The 17,939-nt window shown below is 72.3% G+C and carries 18 protein-coding genes; 11 read left to right on the forward strand and 7 right to left on the reverse strand.

The features are described from left to right. Positions 1 to 70: 70 nt before the first annotated feature. Complete coding sequence (locus AB0D53_RS30310; RefSeq protein WP_362452247.1) at positions 71 to 847, reverse strand: SDR family oxidoreductase; 777 nt, start codon at positions 845 to 847, stop codon at positions 71 to 73. A 419-nt stretch (positions 848 to 1,266) separates the two neighbouring features. On the opposite strand from AB0D53_RS30310, the gene AB0D53_RS30315 reads away from it, so the two are divergent. Both AB0D53_RS30315 and AB0D53_RS30320 read left to right on the forward strand, forming a co-directional pair. Further along, positions 1,267 to 2,142, forward strand: coding sequence for a TIGR03619 family F420-dependent LLM class oxidoreductase (locus AB0D53_RS30315; protein WP_362452248.1), 876 nt, complete (start codon positions 1,267 to 1,269; stop codon positions 2,140 to 2,142). Then, the gene (locus tag AB0D53_RS30320) at positions 2,139 to 2,630 is read left to right on the forward strand and encodes a nuclear transport factor 2 family protein (protein WP_362452249.1); all 492 of its coding nucleotides are present in this window, start codon (positions 2,139 to 2,141) and stop codon (positions 2,628 to 2,630) included. The genes AB0D53_RS30315 and AB0D53_RS30320 overlap by 4 nt, the downstream gene beginning before the upstream one ends. Positions 2,631 to 2,686: 56 nt before the next feature. On the opposite strand, the gene AB0D53_RS30325 is transcribed toward AB0D53_RS30320, so the two are convergent. Further along, on the reverse strand, positions 2,687 to 3,607 hold the full coding sequence (locus AB0D53_RS30325; RefSeq protein ID WP_362452250.1) for an SDR family oxidoreductase: 921 nt from the start codon (positions 3,605 to 3,607) through the stop codon (positions 2,687 to 2,689). Positions 3,608 to 3,795: 188 nt separating this feature from the next. Here AB0D53_RS30325 and AB0D53_RS30330 point away from each other — a divergent pair, with 188 nt between their 5' ends. The 4 genes from AB0D53_RS30330 to AB0D53_RS30345 are packed head-to-tail and all read left to right on the forward strand — an operon-like array spanning position 3,796 to position 7,254. After that, complete coding sequence (locus AB0D53_RS30330) at positions 3,796 to 4,545, forward strand: enoyl-CoA hydratase family protein (protein WP_362452251.1); 750 nt, start codon at positions 3,796 to 3,798, stop codon at positions 4,543 to 4,545. Between the two features lie 20 nt (positions 4,546 to 4,565). Continuing rightward, positions 4,566 to 5,414, forward strand: a complete 849-nt coding sequence (locus AB0D53_RS30335; protein ID WP_362452269.1) for a CoA-transferase — start codon at positions 4,566 to 4,568, stop codon at positions 5,412 to 5,414. Continuing rightward, positions 5,411 to 6,190 (forward strand): CoA-transferase, encoded by a 780-nt coding sequence (locus AB0D53_RS30340; protein WP_362452252.1) that lies wholly within the window; start codon positions 5,411 to 5,413, stop codon positions 6,188 to 6,190. The genes AB0D53_RS30335 and AB0D53_RS30340 overlap by 4 nt, the downstream gene beginning before the upstream one ends. Further along, positions 6,187 to 7,254, forward strand: coding sequence for a nitronate monooxygenase (locus AB0D53_RS30345; RefSeq protein WP_362452253.1), 1,068 nt, complete (start codon positions 6,187 to 6,189; stop codon positions 7,252 to 7,254). The genes AB0D53_RS30340 and AB0D53_RS30345 overlap by 4 nt, the downstream gene beginning before the upstream one ends. Before the next feature lie 538 nt (positions 7,255 to 7,792). On the opposite strand, the gene AB0D53_RS30350 is transcribed toward AB0D53_RS30345, so the two are convergent. The 5 genes from AB0D53_RS30350 to AB0D53_RS30370 form a co-directional block, all read right to left on the reverse strand. Beyond that, entirely contained in the window at positions 7,793 to 8,761 is a 969-nt protein-coding gene (locus tag AB0D53_RS30350) for a DUF4862 family protein (RefSeq protein ID WP_362452255.1), read from the reverse strand. Positions 8,762 to 9,063: 302 nt separating this feature from the next. Then, a complete protein-coding gene (locus tag AB0D53_RS30355; protein WP_362452257.1) occupies positions 9,064 to 10,221 on the reverse strand; it encodes an acetyl-CoA C-acetyltransferase in 1,158 nt (385 codons plus the stop codon). Between the two features lie 34 nt (positions 10,222 to 10,255). Continuing rightward, a complete protein-coding gene (locus AB0D53_RS30360) occupies positions 10,256 to 10,849 on the reverse strand; it encodes a TetR/AcrR family transcriptional regulator (protein ID WP_362452271.1) in 594 nt (197 codons plus the stop codon). 5 nt (positions 10,850 to 10,854) lie between these two features. Next, positions 10,855 to 11,640: an SDR family oxidoreductase gene (locus AB0D53_RS30365; protein ID WP_362452258.1), complete on the reverse strand. Its 786-nt coding sequence runs from the start codon at positions 11,638 to 11,640 to the stop codon at positions 10,855 to 10,857. Next, on the reverse strand, positions 11,637 to 12,803 hold the full coding sequence (locus AB0D53_RS30370) for an acyl-CoA dehydrogenase family protein (RefSeq protein WP_362452259.1): 1,167 nt from the start codon (positions 12,801 to 12,803) through the stop codon (positions 11,637 to 11,639). The genes AB0D53_RS30365 and AB0D53_RS30370 overlap by 4 nt, the downstream gene beginning before the upstream one ends. A gap of 46 nt (positions 12,804 to 12,849) precedes the next feature. Here AB0D53_RS30370 and AB0D53_RS30375 point away from each other — a divergent pair, with 46 nt between their 5' ends. Genes AB0D53_RS30375 through AB0D53_RS30395 form a run of 5 tightly spaced genes read left to right on the forward strand, consistent with a single transcriptional unit; the run spans position 12,850 to position 17,786 of the window. Further along, entirely contained in the window at positions 12,850 to 13,698 is an 849-nt protein-coding gene (locus AB0D53_RS30375) for an enoyl-CoA hydratase (RefSeq protein WP_362452261.1), read from the forward strand. After that, positions 13,698 to 14,873: an acyl-CoA dehydrogenase family protein gene (locus tag AB0D53_RS30380; RefSeq protein WP_362452262.1), complete on the forward strand. Its 1,176-nt coding sequence runs from the start codon at positions 13,698 to 13,700 to the stop codon at positions 14,871 to 14,873. The genes AB0D53_RS30375 and AB0D53_RS30380 overlap by 1 nt, the downstream gene beginning before the upstream one ends. Further along, positions 14,873 to 15,859 (forward strand): acyl-CoA dehydrogenase family protein, encoded by a 987-nt coding sequence (locus AB0D53_RS30385; protein WP_362452263.1) that lies wholly within the window; start codon positions 14,873 to 14,875, stop codon positions 15,857 to 15,859. Before AB0D53_RS30380 ends, AB0D53_RS30385 begins: the two co-directional genes overlap by 1 nt. 23 nt (positions 15,860 to 15,882) lie before the next feature. Then, complete coding sequence (locus AB0D53_RS30390; protein ID WP_362452264.1) at positions 15,883 to 16,962, forward strand: acyl-CoA dehydrogenase family protein; 1,080 nt, start codon at positions 15,883 to 15,885, stop codon at positions 16,960 to 16,962. A 35-nt stretch (positions 16,963 to 16,997) separates the two neighbouring features. Further along, on the forward strand, positions 16,998 to 17,786 hold the full coding sequence (locus AB0D53_RS30395; protein WP_362452265.1) for an SDR family oxidoreductase: 789 nt from the start codon (positions 16,998 to 17,000) through the stop codon (positions 17,784 to 17,786). The last annotated feature ends 153 nt before the right edge of the window (positions 17,787 to 17,939 follow it).

Here is a 17,939-nt window from a genome sequence, read left to right on the forward strand (position 1 = left end):
CCGCTCCCCCGGCGCACAGGCGAAGGTGCCCCGGCCGCGTGACGCGGCCGGGGCACCTTCCTGCGACGGCTCAGAAGTGGGCGGGCCCGCGCAGGGTCGCCTCGGCGCCTCCGTCGACGTACACCACCTGCCCGGTGATGTGGCTGTTCTCGTCGGAGGCCAGGAAGAGTACGGCCCGTGCGACGTCCTCGGGCTCCAGATAGCCGTTGAGCGGCATGGGGACCGCCGCGTCCATGATCTTCTTCATCTCCGGGTCGTCGAAGAGTCCCGCGCTCATCGGGGTGAGGACGATGCCCGGCGCGACGACGTTCACGGGGATCCCGGCATCGGCCCAGCCCTCGGAGACGGCGGTGCGCCGCGCCCACTGCGCGAGCGCCGCCTTGGACGAGGGGTACAGCTGACGGGCGCGGCCGTCGGCCACGGCCCGTTCGGCGTGTTCCAGGGCCGCGGCCTCGTTGCCCGCCAGGCAGGCGTCGACGATCTCCGGGTCGTGGGTCTGGGTGCCTGAGATCGAGCCGATGGCCACGACGCGGGGCCGTTCGGCCGCGGCAAGAGCCGGTCGCAGCGCCGTCAGGAACTCGGTGGTGCCGAAGTAGTTGACCGTCACCATCGCGGTTCCCGGTTCCGCGACGCCCGCGCAGGTGACGACCGCGTCCACCACCCCGCCTGCAACGTCGACGGCCGCCGCCGCGGCGGCGGAGCGGCCTTCGGGTGTGGACAGGTCGGCCTCGACCTCGCCGCCGCGGAGGTCCACGCCGATCACGCGGTCTCCCTGGGCGCGGAACAGGACGGTGAGGGCGGCACCGATCCCCGAACTGGATCCGGTGACGACGACGTTGCGCGGCATGAGTGCTCCTCGGGTGGGTCGGTGCTGCTGACGCATGAGGGCCGGTCCCGTCCGTGCGGCACCGCTGCGAGCAGTCGCCGGTCACGGGAAGCGGCCCGCACCGGCACCGTAGAAGCTTCGGCCCGGGACGCGTGCCGGTCGTCCCGCTGACCGGACGGCGGACGCGCGCCTGACCGGGCGCACTGCGGGGGCGCGGCGGCCGGACGTGCGGCGCGCGAGGCCCGACCGGGCGAGCGGCGCCTGACCGGGCCTGCCGCCCGGCACGGCCTCGGGCGCGCCGTTCGCCGGGGACCGGGCCGAGGAGGAGTCGGCAGGCCGGTTTCCCGCCCACCGGGACACGGCCGACGCGAGCGGGGGCGGGGCACTTGGATGGCCCCTTCCGTTCCGTCCCATCCCGTTCTGCCCGAGAGAGGTGCCCCATGCGGCTCGGCATCAACAGTCCCGTCGTCACGGCCGTCCCAGGCGTCCATTCCCCCTGGGAACGCACCGTCGGTATCGAGGAGCTGGGCGCGGTCGCCGAGGCCGCGGACCGGTTCGGCTTCCACCATCTGACCTGCTCGGAACATGTGGCGGTGCCCGTGGAGATCGCCGGGCAGCGCGGCGGCACCTACTGGGATCCGCTGTCCACCTTCGGCTATCTGGCTGCCCGCACCCGTCGAATCCGGTTCGCCACCCAGGTCCTGGTGCTCGGCTACCACCACCCGCTGGAGATCGCGAAGCGCTACGGAACCCTGGACCGCATCTCGGGCGGACGGGTCGTCCTGGGCCTCGGTGTGGGCAGCCTGGAGGAGGAGTTCCGGCTGCTCGGCGCCGCCTTCGAGGGCAGGGGCGCGATCGCCGACGACGCCCTCGCGGCCCTGCGGGCATCCCTGTCCCGGCGCGAACCCGCCTACCGCGGCGAGCACTTCGACTACGAGGGTCTCGTGGTGGAGCCGCACGCCGTGCAGGACCGGGTGCCGTTGTGGATCGGTGGCCGGACACCGCGTTCGCTGCGCCGGGCACTGGCACATGGCGACGGCTGGGTACCGTTCGGACTGCCGCTCGACCGGCTCCGCGAGATGGTCGGCGACGCCTCGCTCCCCGACGGCTTCGAAGTGGTGCTGAGCGCCGGACGTCCGCTCGACCCGTCGGGCGATCCGGACGGCGCCGCCGAGGCGCTACGGAAGGTGTCCGGGGCCGGTGCCACCTTGGTCAGCGTGTCCCTGACCGCCGGTTCGGCCGGCCATTACGTCGAGCAGGTGGAGGCCCTCGCCGCGATCGCGGGCATCACGACGGGCGTGGAGGCACGGGCATGAGCGAGGATCGTCTCGCCGCGGTCGAGGCACGGCTCGCGCTGCTGGAGGACGAGCGCGACATCGCGCGCACGATGGCTTCGTACGGGCCGCTGGTGGACGGGGGCGACGCGGGGGCGGTGGCCGCGCTCTGGGCACCGGACGGGGTGTACGACATCGACGAGATCTTCCTCGCGGGCCGGGAGCAGATCCGTGAGATGGTCCGTTCCCCCGCGCACCAGGGCTGGATCCGGCAGGGCTGTGCCCATGTCGTGGGCCCGCCGCACATCACGGTGGAGGGCGACGAGGCCGTGGCGGTGTGCCATTCGCTGATGGTGGTGCACGAGGCGGGCCGTTACGTGGTGCGCCGGGCGACGGCCAACCACTGGCGGCTGCGCCGCACGCCATCGGGGTGGGAGGTGGTCACCCGGACCAATCGCATCCTGGACGGCCGCGCGGAGTCCCCCGCGCTGCTGGTGGCCGGGGTACGGGGCGAGCCGGCCGGAGCCTGAACAGGCCTCGGGACACGGGGTGGTGACGGCTGATCACCACCCCGTGCGGCGGCAGGTCAGGAGGCGCCGTACACCGGCTGCGGGGTCTCGGCCGCCGCCAGCAGACCGGTCACCGCCGCTCCGGCCTCGGCCGGGGTCCAGCGGGCGCCCTTGTCGGCGGTGGGGCCGGGCCGCCAGCCCTCCATCACGGTGATCCGTCCGCCCTCGGTCTCGAAAACCCGGCCGCTGACCCCGGCGGATGCGGCGGAGCCCAGCCAGACGACCAGCGGCGAGACGTTCTCCGGGGCCATCGCGTCGAAGGCGCCCTCGCCGGGCGCCGCCATCGTCTCGGCGAACGTCGCCTCGGTCATCCGGGTCCGGGCTGCCGGGGCGATCGCGTTGATCTGGACCCCGTAGCGGCCCATCTCGGCGGCGGCCACCAGGGTCAGGCCGACGATGCCGGCCTTGGCGGCCGCGTAGTTGCCCTGGCCGACACTGCCCAGCAGCCCGGCGCCGGAGCTGGTGTTGACGACCCTGGCCGCGGGCGTCCGGCCGGCCTTCGCCTCGGCGCGCCAGTGCGCCGCCGCGTGCTTGAGCGGCAGGAAGTGCCCCTTGAGATGGACGCGCATCACGGTGTCCCAGTCGTCCTCGTCCAGGTTGACCAGCATCCTGTCGCGGAGGAATCCGGCGTTGTTGACGAGCGTGTCGAGCCGGCCGAAGGAGTCGAGTGCGGTGGCGACGAGAGAGGCCGCGCCCTCGGACGTGGCGATGTCACCGTTGTTGGCGACCGCTTCGCCCCCGGCCGCGCGGATCTCCTTCACGACCTGCTCGGCCGGTCCGGTGCCCGAGCCGGAGCCGTCGAGCCCCACACCCAGGTCGTTGACGACGACTTTCGCGCCCTCGGCAGCGAGGGCCAGGGCATGGGCGCGGCCGAGTCCACGGCCGGCGCCGGTGACGACGGCGACGCGTCCGGCACACAGGGCGGTCGGTGAGGTCATGACGAGTGTCCTTTCGACGGGCGACAACGACAGGCAAGGAACGGCGTACGGCGTGGGACATCCGGCCTGCGATGCGCGGAGAACAGGGCGCCGGTTCCGCTGAGTGGCACGACACCTCCCGCGGCGTCCGTATCGCTGCTACCTTTTGGGCCTAACAAACGTTTGGTGGAAAGGTAGCTGATCTGCTCATGGGTGTCTCCACCTCCGCCCCACGCGAGGGCGTCGCCGTCGTCACCGTGGACTACCCCCCGGTCAACGCTCTGCCCGTGCAGGGCTGGTACGACCTGGCCGCGGCGGTACGCGCCGCCGGGGCCGACCCGGGCATCCGCTGCGTGGTGCTCACCGCCGAGGGGCGCGGCTTCAACGCGGGCGTGGACATCAAGGAGATGCAGCGCGCCGACGGACCAGAGGCGCTGATCGGCGCCAACCGGGGCTGCTTCGAGGCGTTCGCCGCGGTCTACGAGTGCGAGGTCCCGGTGGTGGCCGCTGTGCACGGCTTCTGCCTCGGCGGCGGCATCGGCCTGGTGGGCAACGCGGACGTGATCGTGGCCTCCGACGACGCGTCCTTCGGCCTGCCGGAGCTCGACCGCGGCGCGCTCGGCGCGGCCACGCACCTGGCCCGGCTCGTCCCGCAGCACCTGATGCGGACCCTGTACTACACCTCACGCACCGTGTCGGCCGAGGAACTGCACCGGCACGGCTCGGTGTTCGACGTCGTGCCGCGTGAGCGGCTGACGGGGGCCGCCCTGGAACTGGCCGGGGAGATCGCCGCCAAGGACGGCTGTCTCATCCGGCTGGCCAAGGCCGCCATCAACGGCATCGACCCCGTCGACGTACGCCGCAGCTACCGCTTCGAGCAGGGCTTCACCTTCGAGGCCAACCTCAGTGGCGTCGCCGACCGTGTGCGCGGCACCTTCGGCACGGACAAGGAGCACTAGACGTGACACAGGACAAGACGATGACGGCCGAGGACGTCGTCGGCCGGCTGGAGAGCGGCATGACGATCGGCATCGGCGGCTGGGGTTCGCGCCGCAAGCCGATGGCTCTGGTGCGGGCGCTACTGCGCTCGGACATCACCGACCTGACCGTGGTGTCGTACGGCGGCCCCGACGTGGGCCTGCTCGCGGCGGCGGGGAAGATCCGCAAGCTGGTCACGGCCTTCGGGACGCTCGACTCGATACCGCTGGAGCCGCACTTCACGGCGGCCCGGCAGCGCGGCGCCTTCGAGATGGTCGAGATGGACGAGGCAATGATGATGTGGGGCCTGACGGCGGGCGCGCAGCGGTTGCCGTTCATGCCGGTACGTGCCGGTCTGGGCTCGGACCTGATGGAGGTCAACCCCGCTCTGCGTACGGTCACTTCTCCGTACGAGGACGGGGAGAAGCTGGTCGCGGCCCCGGCGCTGCGCCTGGACGCGGCCCTGGTCCACCTCAACCGTTCCGATGCGCAGGGCAACGGCCAGTACCTGGGCCCCGACCCGTACTTCGACGACCTGTTCTGCGAGGCCGCCGACCAAGGGTTCGTCTCCTGCGAGCGCATCGTGGAGACGGCGGACCTGCTGAAGGAGCACGGGCCGCAGACACTGCTGATCAAGCGGATGTTCGTGGACGGAGTCGTCGAGACACCGAACGGCGCGCACTTCACTTCCTGTGTGCCCGACCACGACCGGGACGAGGCCTTCCAGCGCGCCTACGTCCGGGCGGCCCGCGCCCCCGAGGACTGGCCCGCCTTCGTCGAACGGTTCCTGTCCGGGGACGAGGCCGCCTACCAGGCCGCCGTCGCCGCGTTCCACCAGGAGGAAGCATGAGCGGCACCGAGACCACCGGCATCAGGACGGCGAGCCGCGCCGAGTACTGCGTGGTGGCCTGCGCCGAGGCCTGGCGGGACGCGGGTGAGATCCTCGCCAGCCCCATGGGCACCGTCCCCGCCATCGGCGCACGTCTGGCGAGGCTGACCTTCTCCCCCGAACTGCTGCTGACCGACGGGGAGGCGCTGATGATGGCCGACACTCCGGCGGTGGGAGTGAAGCCGGGGAGCATCGAGGGCTGGCTGCCGTTCCGCCAGCACCTGGCACTCACCGCCACGGGCCGCCGGCACGTGATGATGGGCGCCAGCCAGATCGACCGGTACGGCAACCAGAACATCTCCTGCATCGGCGACTGGGCCAGGCCCACGCGTCAGCTGCTCGGGGTGCGCGGCGCCCCGGTCAACACCCTCAACAACCCGACCAGTTACTGGGTGCCCAAGCACTCGTCGCGCGTGTTCGTGGAGCATGTCGACATGGTCAGCGGGGTCGGGTACGACCGGGCGGCCGAGGCCGGCCCCTCCGCGACCCGCTACCACCGCATCCCCGAAGTCGTCAGCAATCTGGGTGTCTTCGACTTCGAGACCCCCGACCGCACGATGCGGCTGCGCTCCCTGCACCCCGGCGTGAGCCTCGAACAGGTCATCGAGGCCACCGGTTTCGCCCTCACCGTGCCGGACGAGGTGCCGTTCACCCGGGAACCCACGGAGGCCGAACTCCGCCTCATCCGCGAGGTCATCGACCCCAAGGGGCTCCGCGAGCGCGAGGTCCCGGCATGACCGGCCCCGCGCCGTTCTCCACCGCACTCACCGAACTGACCGGGGTGCGGTACCCGATCGTGCAGACCGGAATGGGCTGGGTGGCCGGCCCCCGGCTGGTGTCGGCCTCCGCGAACGCGGGGGCGCTCGGCATCCTGGCCTCCGCGACGATGACGGTCGAGCAGCTCCGCGCGGCGGTCCGCGAGGTCAAGTCCCGTACGGACGCGCCGTTCGGCGTCAATCTGCGGGCGGACGCGGGCGACGCGGGCGAGCGGGTGCGGATCATCATCGACGAGCAGGTGCGGGTGGCGTCCTTCGCACTGGCTCCGTCCAAGGACCTGATCGCCCGGCTCAAGGACGCCGGCGTCGTCGTCATCCCCTCCATCGGCGCCCGCCGGCACGCGGAGAAGGTCGCCGCGTGGGGAGCCGACGCGGTGATGGTGCAGGGCGGCGAGGGCGGCGGCCACACGGGCGACGTGGCCACCACCGTGCTGCTCCCCCAGGTGGTGGACGCCGTCGGCATTCCGGTGATCGCGGCGGGCGGTTTCCACGACGGGCGCGGCCTGGTCGCCGCACTCGCCTACGGGGCGGCCGGGATCGGCATGGGCACGCGCTTCCTGCTCACCTCGGACAGCACCGTCCCCGACGCGGTGAAGGCGAAGTACCTGGCCGCCACCGTCAAGGACGTCACGGTCACCACCCGGGTGGACGGTCTGCCGCACCGCATGCTGCGTACCGCCATGGTCGATTCGCTGGAGCGTTCCGGCCGCGCCACCTCCTTGCTGCGGGCGCTGCGGCACGCCTCGGCCTTCCGGAAGGAGTCCGGTGCGAGCTGGCCCCGGCTGGTCCGCGACGGGCTGGCGATGAAACACGGCAAGGAACTGACCTGGAGCCAGGTACTGCTGGCCGCCAACACACCGATGCTCCTGAAGGCCTCGCTGGTCGAGGGGCGTACGGACATCGGGGTGATGGCCTCGGGCCAGGTGGCGGGCCTGATCGAGGACCTGCCGTCCTGCTCGGAGCTGGTCGAGCGGATCATGGACGAGGCACGAGCGGCGCTGAAGTCCCTGCCCGGGGCGGACTGACCCCGGGGACGGCACCCGGAGCCCGCCCAGAACCCTCGCGTCACCGTCGAGCCGCCCGGCCCCTCGGCCGGCCGGCTCGACGTGGTGATCGTCGGCGACGGTCACACCGCCGGCCGGCAGGACGCCTTCCACACCGCGGCGGCCACGAAGCGGGCGGCCGTCACCGGCATCGGTCCCTGCTCCAGCCGCCAGGCCTGACGGGCGTGCGGACCGTCGACGCGGTGTCCGCCACACAGGGCATCACGGGTGACCCCACCGCCGACGTCACCAGGGACACCGCGCTCGGCAGCCGCTTCCGGTGCTGGGAGAACGGGCGACGGATCCGCGCGGCATCGGCCAGGTCGTCTCCCGCGCCGCCAAGGCCCCGAGGCCGACCTGGTCGTCGTCATCTCCGACTCCACCGAGTACCGCGGCACCGGCCACTTCACCGGGCCGGGGACCTGGTCCCGGTGAAGTGGCCGGTGCGGGCCTTCTCCTGACGAGCCGACGGCTGCCCGGACTCCCCCGAGTGTTCCCCGTGCGACATCGGGCGACGGGATCAGGGTGTCGCGGAGGCCCCCGCGGACATGGGGACCCTGCCGGCCGCCACACGCTCGGGCAGGAGCCGCATGACACGGCCCAGCATCGCGAGCCGCTCGTCGACCGCGGCGTCGGCGGGAACCTGGATCTTCGCCCCCGCGTAGGAGATCGCGCCTTGTGCCGCGCGGAGGCAACGGCGTACCTCGTCGGCGTCCATGAGGGACGTGGGCTCGTCCTCGGTGAGGGGCAGATGCGCGTCCGCCCACGGTCCCCCGTACTCGTTCGCGGTCGGGCCGGCGCCGGAGAACATGACGCCCTCCAGCAGCCCCTCGGAGGCAAGCCGGGTGATCTGGGCGAGCGGCCGGCCGGGGTCCTGCGCCTCGATCGCGGAACGGCCCCAGTTGATGGCGATACCGATCCCCCCTGCGTGCGCGAGGGGGATCTCGTCCTCCAGCGGCAGGAACCGCTTCTCGCCCGGGAAGGCCGGCGCGTAGGCGTCGCAGTGTTCAAGGACGAGCCGGGTGGACCAGGCGCCCGCGGCGGGTGCGCTCGCCGCGATCTCGTCGAGGGAACGGGCGAACATCTCCGCGACAGCGGTCGTCGAGGGCGCGGTGTGGATGTGGATGACGGAGACCGACTGCTCTCCGGTGAGCTGGTTCAGCTCCTCGGCGGCGATCCGGGCCTCGCGAAGGAACTCGATCGCCGCACGGCGGCCGTCGTGGTCCGCGGAGGCGAGCCCGAACGTGCCCGAGGCGCCCACGCGCGCCATCGTGCCGGGAATCAGCGTGATCACTGAACGGGTGAAACGGCCGCGCATCCGTGCGGCCAGCCCACGGGCGTCCTCACCGAGGCCGTCGCGGTACGGGATCTCCAGCCCGTCGGCGATTCCCCGGCCGGCGAGCCCCTCGTAGAAGTGTTCCTGTTCGCCACGCGGGGACGGCAGGGCCGCATACGCGCCGACGAGAGCGGCGGGGCGTCCTGCGTTCATGGTGGCGGTCTCCAGTACTGAGAAATCTCGGGCGACGTCGTACGGGTGCACCCGGTTCGCCGGTCATGAGGCCGTCGCGCCGAGCGCCTTGCCGATGGGGTGTGCTTCCGCCATCTCCCCCTCCGGCCACCGCCCCGGAATGATCCTACTAAAGATAAGACGTCAGATGTTCAGGAACGGTGCTCGGCTCCGAACGACGGACCGGGGCCGGGGCGGGCGGCTGACACGGGGAGCGGGTTTCGGCACCGGTCCCGGTGACCCGCCCGATCGCGGGGCCACCGGGTCGGCCTCCGGGCCCGCGCTCAGAGGCGTTCGATGATGGTGACGTTGGCCTGGCCGCCGCCCTCGCACATGGTCTGGAGGCCGTAACGGCCCCCGGTGCGCTCCAGCTCGTGGAGGAGCGTCGTCATCAGCTTGGCGCCGGTGGCACCGAGCGGGTGGCCGAGCGCGATGGCGCCGCCGTTGACGTTGACCTTGCCCGGGTCGGCGCCCGTCTCCTTCAGCCAGGCCAGGACCACCGGGGCGAAGGCCTCGTTGATCTCGACCAGGTCCATGTCGTCGATGGACATGCCGGCCTTCTTCAGCGCGTACGCGGTGGCCGGGATCGGCGCCGACAGCATCCGGATCGGGTCCTCGCCGCGCACCGAGAGGTGGTGGATGCGGGCCCGAGGCGTGAGACCGTGCTCGGCGACGGCCCGCTCGGAGGCGACGAGGATCGCGGAGGCGCCGTCCGAGACCTGCGAGGAGACCCCGGCGGTCAGCCGGCCGCCCTCGACGACCGGCTTGAGGCCGGCCATCCTCTCCAGCGAGGTGTCCCGGCGCGGACCCTCGTCCACCGTCACCTCGCCGTACGCGACGGTCTCGCGGGCGAACCTGCCCTCGTCGATGGCGCGCAGCGCCCGCTGGTGCGAGCGGAGTGCGAAGTGCTCCATGTCCTCACGGGAGATGCCCCACTTCTCGGCGATGAGTTCGGCGCCGTGGAACTGGTTGACGGGCGCGTCGCCGTAACGGGCGCGCCAGCCGACGGAGCCCGCGTACGGGCCGTCGGTGAGGCCGAGGGGTTCGGCGGCCTGGCGGCCGGCGAAGGCGATCGGGATCATCGACATGTTCTGGGTGCCGCCGGCGACGACCAGGTCCTGAGTGCCGGACAGGACGCCCTGGGCGGCGAAGTGGATGGCCTGCTGGGAGGAGCCGCACTGCCGGTCGACGGTGGTGCCGGGCACCTCCTCGGGAAGACCCGCGGCGAGCCAGGCGGTGCGGGCGATGTCCCCGGCCTGCGGACCGACGGTGTCCAGGCAGCCGAAGACGACATCCTCCACCGCGGCCGGGTCGACCCCGGTGCGCTCGACCAGCGCCTTGATGACATGGGCCCCGAGGTCGGCGGGGTGGACGGCCGACAGCCCGCCCTTGCGCCGGCCGACCGGGGTGCGTACCGCTTCGACGATGTAGGCCTCGGCCATGACTGCTCCTTGGTTGGGGTGGTGTTTCCGGGTGTCAGGTCCGCGTGGTGATGCCGGCGAGGACCATGGACAGGTATTGGCGGGCGATCTCCTCCGGACTGTGGGTACCGCCGGGGCGGTACCAGGAGGCGGCCACCCAGACGGTGTCGCGGACGAACCGGTAGACGAGCCGGACGTCCAGGTCGCTGCGGAAGTCCTCCTGGGCGACGCCGCGTTCGAGCGTGCGCAGCCAGGCGTTCTCGAACTTCAGCTGGGAGTCGGCGAGATAGGCGAAGCGCGCCTGGGCGGAGAGGTGCCTGGACTCCCGCTGGTAGATGGCGACGGCCGGGCCGTGCCGGTCGATCTGCCGGAAGGACTGGGTGACGAGTGCCGCGATGGTCTCCCGGGGCCCGAGCCCGGCGGCCAGCACGGTGTCGTAGCACCTCCACAGCTCGTCCAGGAAGGCCGAGAGGATCTCGTCCAGCATCGACTCCTTGGAGTCGAAGTGGTAGTAGAGGCTGCCCGCGAGCATTCCGGCGGTGTCCGCGATGCGGCGGACGGTGGTGGCGTCGTAGCCCTGGTCGGCGAACACCCCTGCGGCGGTCGCGAGGAGTTCGGCGCGTCGCTCGGCGTTGGGGTTCGGGGTGATCGCCGTCACGCCCTCTGGCTGCTGACGGAGACGGTCTCCCCGGTCATGTACGAGGAGTATCCGCTGGCCAGGAAGACGATGACGTTGGCGATCTCCCACGGCTCGGCGTACCGGCCGAAGGCCTCACGCTCGGTGAGCTCGGCGAGGAGTTCCGGGGTGGTGACCTTCACCAGGTGCGGGTGCATGGCCAGGCTCGGGGCGACGGCGTTGACACGCACGCCGAAGTCCGAGGCCTCCAGGGCGGCACACCGGGTGAGAGCCATCACACCGGCCTTGGCGGCGGCGTAGTGGGCCTGGCCGCGCTGGGCGCGCCAGCCGATGACGGAGGCGTTGTTGACGACGATGCCGCCGGTGTCCTGCTCCTTGAAGTGCCGCAGAGCCGTACGGGTACAGCGGAAGGTGCCGTTCAGGGTGACGTCGAGGACCTTGGACCACTGGTCGTCGGTCATGTCGACGAGATCGGCGGTGCCGCCGAGTCCGGCGTTGTTGACGACGATGTCGAGGCCGCCGTGGCGTTCGGCGGCAAGCGCGAACAGGGCGTCGACCTGCTGCTGGTCGGTGACGTCGCAGGGCAGTGCGGCGACCTTGTCCGCGCCGAACTCCTCCGCGAGGGTGGCGGCGCTCCCCTTCAGGCGGCGTTCGTGGGCGTCGCCGATGACGATCCGGGCGCCCTCCTCCAAGAACTTGCGGGCTGTCGCTCCACCGATGCCGGCGCCCGCGGCGGCGGTGATCACGGCAGTGCGTCCGGCCAGGAGGGAGTGGCCCGGTACATAGGGCGGCTGCGGGGTCACGGGCGTTTCTCCTTGGGCAGGCCGAGGACGCGCTCGGCGATGATGTTGCGCTGGATCTCGTTGGAGCCGGCGTAGATGGTGTCGGAGCGGGAGAAGAGGAACAGCCGCTGCCAGTCGTCGAGTTCGTAGGGCGCTTCGGGGGCGGTCATGCCGCCGGCGCCCAGGACGCTCATGGCCAGCTCGCCGAGTTCCCGGTGCCAGGTGGCCCAGAAGATCTTCCCGATGGACGCCTCGGGACCGGGGGCGCCGGCCGCCACGCCGTCGAGCATGCGCAGGGCGTTGCACCGGATGGTCTCCAGGCCCGTCCAGGCACGGGCGAGCCGGTCGCGGATCAGCGGGTCGTCGGCGGCGCCGTTGCGCCGCGCCAGGTCGATCAGGGTTTCCAGTTCGCGCCGGAAGCCGACCTGCTGGCCGAGGGTGGAGACGCCGCGTTCGAAGCCGAGGGTGGCCATGGCAATCCGCCAGCCGTCGCCGGGTTCGCCGACGATGTGTGTGTCGCGGGTGCGGGCGCCGTCGAAGAAGACCTCGTTGAATTCGGAGGTGCCGGTCAGCTGCTGGATGGGCCGGACCTCCACACCGGGCTGATCGAGCGGGACCAGGAGGTAGGAGAGGCCGGCATGGCGGGTGGAGCCGGCCTCGGTGCGGGCGACGACGAAGCACCACTGGGCGTCGTGGGCGAGTGATGTCCAGATCTTCTGCCCGGTGACCACCCAGTCCTCGCCGTCCCGCTCGGCCCTGGTCCGTACGTTCGCCAGGTCGGACCCGGCGTCCGGCTCGCTGTAGCCCTGGCACCACAGCTCCTGGACGGCGACGATCGGCGGCAGGAAGCGGGCCTGCTGCTCGGGTGTGCCGAAGGCCACCAGGGTCGGGCCGAGCAGCTGCTCGCCGATGTGGTTGACCCGGGCGGGGGCGTCGGCCAGGGCGTACTCCTCGTGGAAGGCGACCTGCTGCTCGATGGTCGCGCCCCGGCCTCCGTGCTCCACGGGCCAGCCCACGCAGGTCCAGCCCTCGGCCGCCATGTGCCTTTCCCAGCCCAGCCGTTCGGCGAAGGCCTCGTGCTCGCGTCCGGGTCCGCCGCGGCCGCGCAGGCCTGCGAAGGCGCCGGTGAGGTTGGCGGCCAGCCAGCCGCGGATCTCGGTGCGGAACTCCTCGACGGTGCTCATGGGGGTACGTTAATCTACCAAACACTTGTTAGGGAAGGAGAGGCTGATGTCCGCTGCCCACGACGAACCGGTGCGCTACGAGAAGCTGGGCCCTGTCGCGACAGTGACCATGAACCGGCCCGACTACCGCAACGCGCAGAACTCCGCGATGACCTACGCCCTGGACCGGGCGTTCTACCGCGCGGCCGAGGACAACGAGGTGAAGACCGTCGTCCTGGCCGGGGAGGGCAAGCACTTCTCCGCCGGCCATGACATCGGAACCCCCGGGCGGGACGCGCATCTGCCGTTCGAGCGCCGGGCGGGACTGTGGTGGGACCACTCGGACAAGGAGGGTGCGGAGAGCCGCTTCGCCCGCGAGTCCGAGGTGTATCTGGGAATGTGCCGCCGCTGGCGGGAACTGCCCAAGCCGGTCATCGCGTCCGTTCAGGGCGCCTGCGTGGCGGGCGGTCTGATGCTGGCCTGGGTCTGCGACCTGATCGTCGCCTCGGAGGACGCCTTCTTCGCCGACCCCGTGGTCCGCATGGGCATACCCGGCGTCGAGTACTTCGCCCACCCGTGGGTGATGCCGCCCCGGATCGCCAAGGAGTTCCTCTACACCGGTGACCGGATGAGTGCACGGCGCGCGTACGAGGTCGGCATGGTCAACCGGGTCGTCCCCCGGGAAGAACTGGCCGATCGTACACAGGAGTTGGCGCTGCGCATCGCGGAGATGCCGCGCATGGGGCTGGCGCTGACGAAGCGCGCGGTCAACCAGGCCGAGGATCTGCAGGGCATGCACACCGGGATGGACTCGGTGTTCGGCCTGCACCATCTGGCGCACGCGCACAACGCCGAGACCGCACCGGACGCGCTCGGCGGCATGGACATCCGGGCGATGAAGAAGGCGGGCGGCTGATGGACCTCGATTTCGACGCCGCCGACGAGGCGTTCCGTACCGAGGCACGCGACTGGCTGGCCGCTCACGTCCCGGCGGCTCCCCTGCCGTCCCTGGAGACCGCCGAGGGCTTCGCCGCCCACCGGGAGTGGGAGGCCACCCTCTCCGCCGACCGCTGGTCGGTGGTCTCCTGGCCCGAGGAGTTCGGCGGGCGCGGGAGTTCCCTTCTGCACTGGATGGTCTTCGAGGAGGAGTACTACGCCGCCGGCGCTCCCGGCCGGGTCGGCCAGAACGGCATCAGTCTCCTGGCACCGACCCTCTTCGAGAACGGCACCGCCGAGCAACGGGCCAGGATCCTGCCCGCCATGGCACGCGGTGAGGTCATCTGGGCACAGGCCTGGTCCGAGCCGGAGTCGGGCTCCGACCTGGCCTCGCTGAAGTCGAGAGCCGTACGGACCGAGGGCGGCTGGCTGCTCAGCGGCCAGAAGACCTGGTCCTCCCGGGCGGCCTTCGCCGACCGGGCCTTCGGACTGTTCCGCAGCGACCCGGACGCGGACCGGCCGCACCGGGGGCTCACGTATCTGATGTTCCCGCTGGACGCCGAGGGCGTCACCGTACGGCCCATCGGGCGGCTCGACGGGAAGCCCGCCTTCGCGGAACTCTTCCTGGACGAGGTGTTCGTGCCCGACGAGGACGTCATCGGCGAGCCCGGCCAGGGCTGGCGGGTCGCGATGAGTACCACCGGCAACGAGCGCGGGCTCACCCTGCGCAGTCCGGGCCGCTTCACCGCCGCCGCGGACCGCCTCACCGCCCTGTGGCACGAGTACGGCGACCCGGCCGACACGGCGCTGCGCGACCGGGTCGCCGACGCGGTGATCGGGGCCCGCGCCTACCGGCTGTTCTCCTACGCGGGCGCCTCCCAGGTCCTGCACGGCGGAGGCGGGCCCGCCGGGCCCACCTCCAGCCTCAACAAGATCTACTGGTCCGAGCTGGACATCGCGCTGCACGAGACGGCGCTGGACCTGCTCGGCCCGTACGGCGAACTCGCCGACCACGCGGCGGAATCGCCGGACCACGGAAGCTGGTCCGAGGGCTACACCTTCTCGCTGGCCGGTCCCGTGTACGCGGGCACCAACGAGATCCAGCGCGACATCATCGCCGAGCGCCTGCTCGGCCTGCCGAAGGGACGCCGCTGATGCGTTTCCTCCTGGACGCCGAGCAGCGGGACTTCGCCCGCTCCCTCGACGGGCTGCTCAGCTCCTGCGACACCCCGGCCGCGATACGGTCCTGGGCGGCCGGCGACCACGGCCCGGGAAGGGCCGCCTGGGCGCGGCTGGGCGAGGCGGGGGTGTTCGCACTCGCCGTACCGGAGAAGTACGACGGACTCGGCCCGCTTCCGCTCGAACTCGTCCTCGCCTTCGAGGCACTGGGGCGGCACGCCGTCCCGGGTCCGCTGGTCGAGACGGTCGCCGCGGCGGCCCTGCTGGAACGGCTCGGCGACGACCGGATCGCCGCCGAAGAGCTGCCCGGCATCGCCTCGGGCTCGTCGGTCGTCTCCCTCTGCCTGACGGCCCTCGGCCCGTACGCCCTGGACGCCGACGCGGCCGACACGGTGTTCGTGGTGAACGGTGACACCCTGCGCGTCGCCGCCGGGCCGGGGCCCGTGCAGCCTTCGGCCGACCCCGGGCGGCGGCTTTCGCGGCCGCTGGAGGGCACGGTCCTCGCCCGGGGCCCCGCCGTGGCCGCCGCCGTCGGACACGCGGCCGATGTGGCCGCGCTCGCCACGGCGGCCCAGGCACTCGGGCTCGGCAGGACCCTGCTGGCCCGTACGGTCGAATACGTCACGCAGCGCACCCAGTTCGGTGTGGCGATCGGCTCCTTCCAGGCGGTCAAGCACCGGCTGGCCGACACCCTGCTGGCCCTGGAGTTCGCCGAGCCGCTGGTGCACGGCGCCGCGCTCGCGCTCGCCGCCGGCGACGAAGGGTCGGGCCGGGACATCGCCGCCGCCAAGGTCACCGCGGGCGAAGCCGCGTACGGGGCAGCGCGCACGGCCCTCCAGTTGCACGGTGCCGTGGGCTACACCGACGAGCTCGACCTGTCCCTGTGGATCCGCAAGGCCCGTCCCCTGCGCGACGCGTGGGGCACCCCGGCCGACTGCCGGGCCCGCGTCATGGCCGTCTGACCGTACGCACAGGGAGCAGCCCGATGAGACTGACGCAGGAGCAGGAAGAGCTGCGATCGGCACTACGATCATTGCTGACGCAGTATCAGGCCGAGTCGGCCTGGGTGCCGTTGACCGAGCAGATCGGCGCGGCCGGTCTGGCCGTGCCCGAGGGCTACGGCGGAGCGGGGGGCGGCGCCCGCGATGTCCATGTGCTGATGGAGGAGCTGGGCCGCAGCCTGAGCCCGCTGCCGTATCTGGGATCCGCGGTGCTCACGGTGGGGGCGTTGCTGGCCTCCGGCGACAAGGAGGCCTGCGAACGGCTGCTTCCGGGACTCGCCGAGGGCACTTCGGTGGGCACCCTGGCCTGGGCCGAGCAGGGCTCCTGGGACCAGGACGCGATCCGCGCCGATGCGGTGCGGGCCCCCGATGGCGGCGTGCTGATCACCGGGACCAAGGAGCACGTGCTGGACCGGCCGGGCGGCAGCGTCGACGTGCTGCTCGTCGCTGCCCGTACGGCACACGGGGTGTCGCTCTTCGAGGTGGCTCCCGGCGCCACCGGGGTGCGCCGGGAGCCCGTCGTGACCATGGACGGGACCCGGGCCCAGGCCCGATGGGTGCTCGACGGCGCCGAGGGGCGCCTGGTGGGTGTGGACGGCGACGGCGGACGGTACCTGGAGCACGTGCGGGATCTGGCCTGTGCGGCACTCGCCGCGGAACAGGTGGGCGCGGCCGAGCGCTGTCTGGAGCTCACCGTGGAATATGCCAGGAACCGGGTCCAGTTCGGCCGTCCCATCGGCTCGTTCCAGGCGGTCAAGCACCGGCTGGCGGACGCGTACGTCCTGGTGGAGTCGGCGCGCTCGGCGGCGCTCGGTGCCGCTTTCGCCGCCGACGAGGACCCGGGTGCGCTGCCGCGGGCCGCCGCCGTCGCGAAGTCCGTCTGCTCCGAGGCGTTCTCGGCGGTGGCCGGCGAGATGATCCAGCTGCACGGCGGGATCGGGATCACCTGGGAGCACGATGCGCACCGCTACTTCAAGCGGGCGCACGGGGCGGGTGAGCTGTTCGGGCCGCCCTCCCGCCATCGGGCGCGGCTCGCCGCCCAGCTCGGCATGGCCGCCCGATGAGCGGAATCCAGCAGAGGGTGAAAGGGACGCAACACATGGACATCGGCGACCCGTTGGACTTCACGGGGCACGTGGCACTGGTCACCGGGGGCACCAAGGGCATCGGTGCCGCCATCGCCGGGGCCTTCCTCGGCGCCGGGGCGGACGTGGTGGTCTGCGGACGCAATGCCCCGGACACCCTGCCCGCGGCAGGGGGCCGGGAGGCGGTCTTCGTCCCCGCCGACGTACGCGATCCGGCCGCGGCGTCCTCGCTGGTGGACGCCGCGGTGGAGCGCTTCGGCCGGCTCGACGTGCTCGTCAACAACGCGGGCGGTTCCCCCGACGCCGACGCGGCCACCGTCTCGCCGCGCTTCGTGGAGAAGATCGTCGCGCTCAACCTGCTCGCGCCGTTCTACGTGGCGCAGGCGGCCCATCGCGTCATGCGGGCCCAGGACGGTGGCGGCTCGGTCATCAACATCGGCAGCGTATCCGGCCAGGACCCACAGCCGGGTACCGCGGCCTACACGGCCGCGAAGGCCGGGCTGCTGGCCCTGACCAAGGCGCTGGCCCTGGAGTGGGCACCGGCGGTCCGGGTCAACCACATCACCACCGGGCTCGTCCGCACCGAGAGCGCGGCGCCGGTCTACGGACCGGACGGCGGTGCGGCCGTGGCGGGCGTCATTCCGATGGCGCGGATGGCGGTACCCGACGACGTGGCGCGTGCCTGCCTGTTCCTCGCCGGCGGCCTGGCCGGATACCTCAACGGAGCGGACCTCGCGGTGCACGGCGGCGGGGAGTTCCCCGCCCGCTATCTGGCATCGAAAGCAGCCGGCGGACCCGGGTGAGGGCCGCAGCGGACGGCGGGACCTGACGATCGGCGGCTGCCGGCGGATCCGGGGTGTCCCCACCCCGGATCTCAACGACCCGACGATGTACCACAACCGGGGCGACTCGACCTTCGCCGGCGAGTCCGCCACCTACGGCGACTTCTCCGGGCT

This window comes from Streptomyces sp. NPDC048295, from assembly GCF_040652135.1.
In the GTDB taxonomy this organism is placed as follows: domain Bacteria; phylum Actinomycetota; class Actinomycetes; order Streptomycetales; family Streptomycetaceae; genus Streptomyces.

Excerpts from the sequence above, each read along its gene's own strand:
- AB0D53_RS30310 (WP_362452247.1), bottom strand. The coding sequence starts at position 847 with ATGCCGCGCAACGTCGTCGTCACCGGATCCAGTTCGGGGATCGGTGCC.
- AB0D53_RS30315 (WP_362452248.1), top strand. The coding sequence starts at position 1,267 with ATGCGGCTCGGCATCAACAGTCCCGTCGTCACGGCCGTCCCAGGCGTC.
- AB0D53_RS30320 (WP_362452249.1), top strand. The coding sequence starts at position 2,139 with ATGAGCGAGGATCGTCTCGCCGCGGTCGAGGCACGGCTCGCGCTGCTG.
- AB0D53_RS30325 (WP_362452250.1), bottom strand. The coding sequence starts at position 3,607 with ATGACCTCACCGACCGCCCTGTGTGCCGGACGCGTCGCCGTCGTCACC.
- AB0D53_RS30330 (WP_362452251.1), top strand. The coding sequence starts at position 3,796 with ATGGGTGTCTCCACCTCCGCCCCACGCGAGGGCGTCGCCGTCGTCACC.
- AB0D53_RS30335 (WP_362452269.1), top strand. The coding sequence starts at position 4,566 with ATGACGGCCGAGGACGTCGTCGGCCGGCTGGAGAGCGGCATGACGATC.
- AB0D53_RS30340 (WP_362452252.1), top strand. The coding sequence starts at position 5,411 with ATGAGCGGCACCGAGACCACCGGCATCAGGACGGCGAGCCGCGCCGAG.
- AB0D53_RS30345 (WP_362452253.1), top strand. The coding sequence starts at position 6,187 with ATGACCGGCCCCGCGCCGTTCTCCACCGCACTCACCGAACTGACCGGG.
- AB0D53_RS30350 (WP_362452255.1), bottom strand. The coding sequence starts at position 8,761 with ATGAACGCAGGACGCCCCGCCGCTCTCGTCGGCGCGTATGCGGCCCTG.
- AB0D53_RS30355 (WP_362452257.1), bottom strand. The coding sequence starts at position 10,221 with ATGGCCGAGGCCTACATCGTCGAAGCGGTACGCACCCCGGTCGGCCGG.
- AB0D53_RS30370 (WP_362452259.1), bottom strand. The coding sequence starts at position 12,803 with ATGAGCACCGTCGAGGAGTTCCGCACCGAGATCCGCGGCTGGCTGGCC.
- AB0D53_RS30375 (WP_362452261.1), top strand. The coding sequence starts at position 12,850 with ATGTCCGCTGCCCACGACGAACCGGTGCGCTACGAGAAGCTGGGCCCT.
- AB0D53_RS30380 (WP_362452262.1), top strand. The coding sequence starts at position 13,698 with ATGGACCTCGATTTCGACGCCGCCGACGAGGCGTTCCGTACCGAGGCA.
- AB0D53_RS30385 (WP_362452263.1), top strand. The coding sequence starts at position 14,873 with ATGCGTTTCCTCCTGGACGCCGAGCAGCGGGACTTCGCCCGCTCCCTC.
- AB0D53_RS30390 (WP_362452264.1), top strand. The coding sequence starts at position 15,883 with ATGAGACTGACGCAGGAGCAGGAAGAGCTGCGATCGGCACTACGATCA.
- AB0D53_RS30395 (WP_362452265.1), top strand. The coding sequence starts at position 16,998 with ATGGACATCGGCGACCCGTTGGACTTCACGGGGCACGTGGCACTGGTC.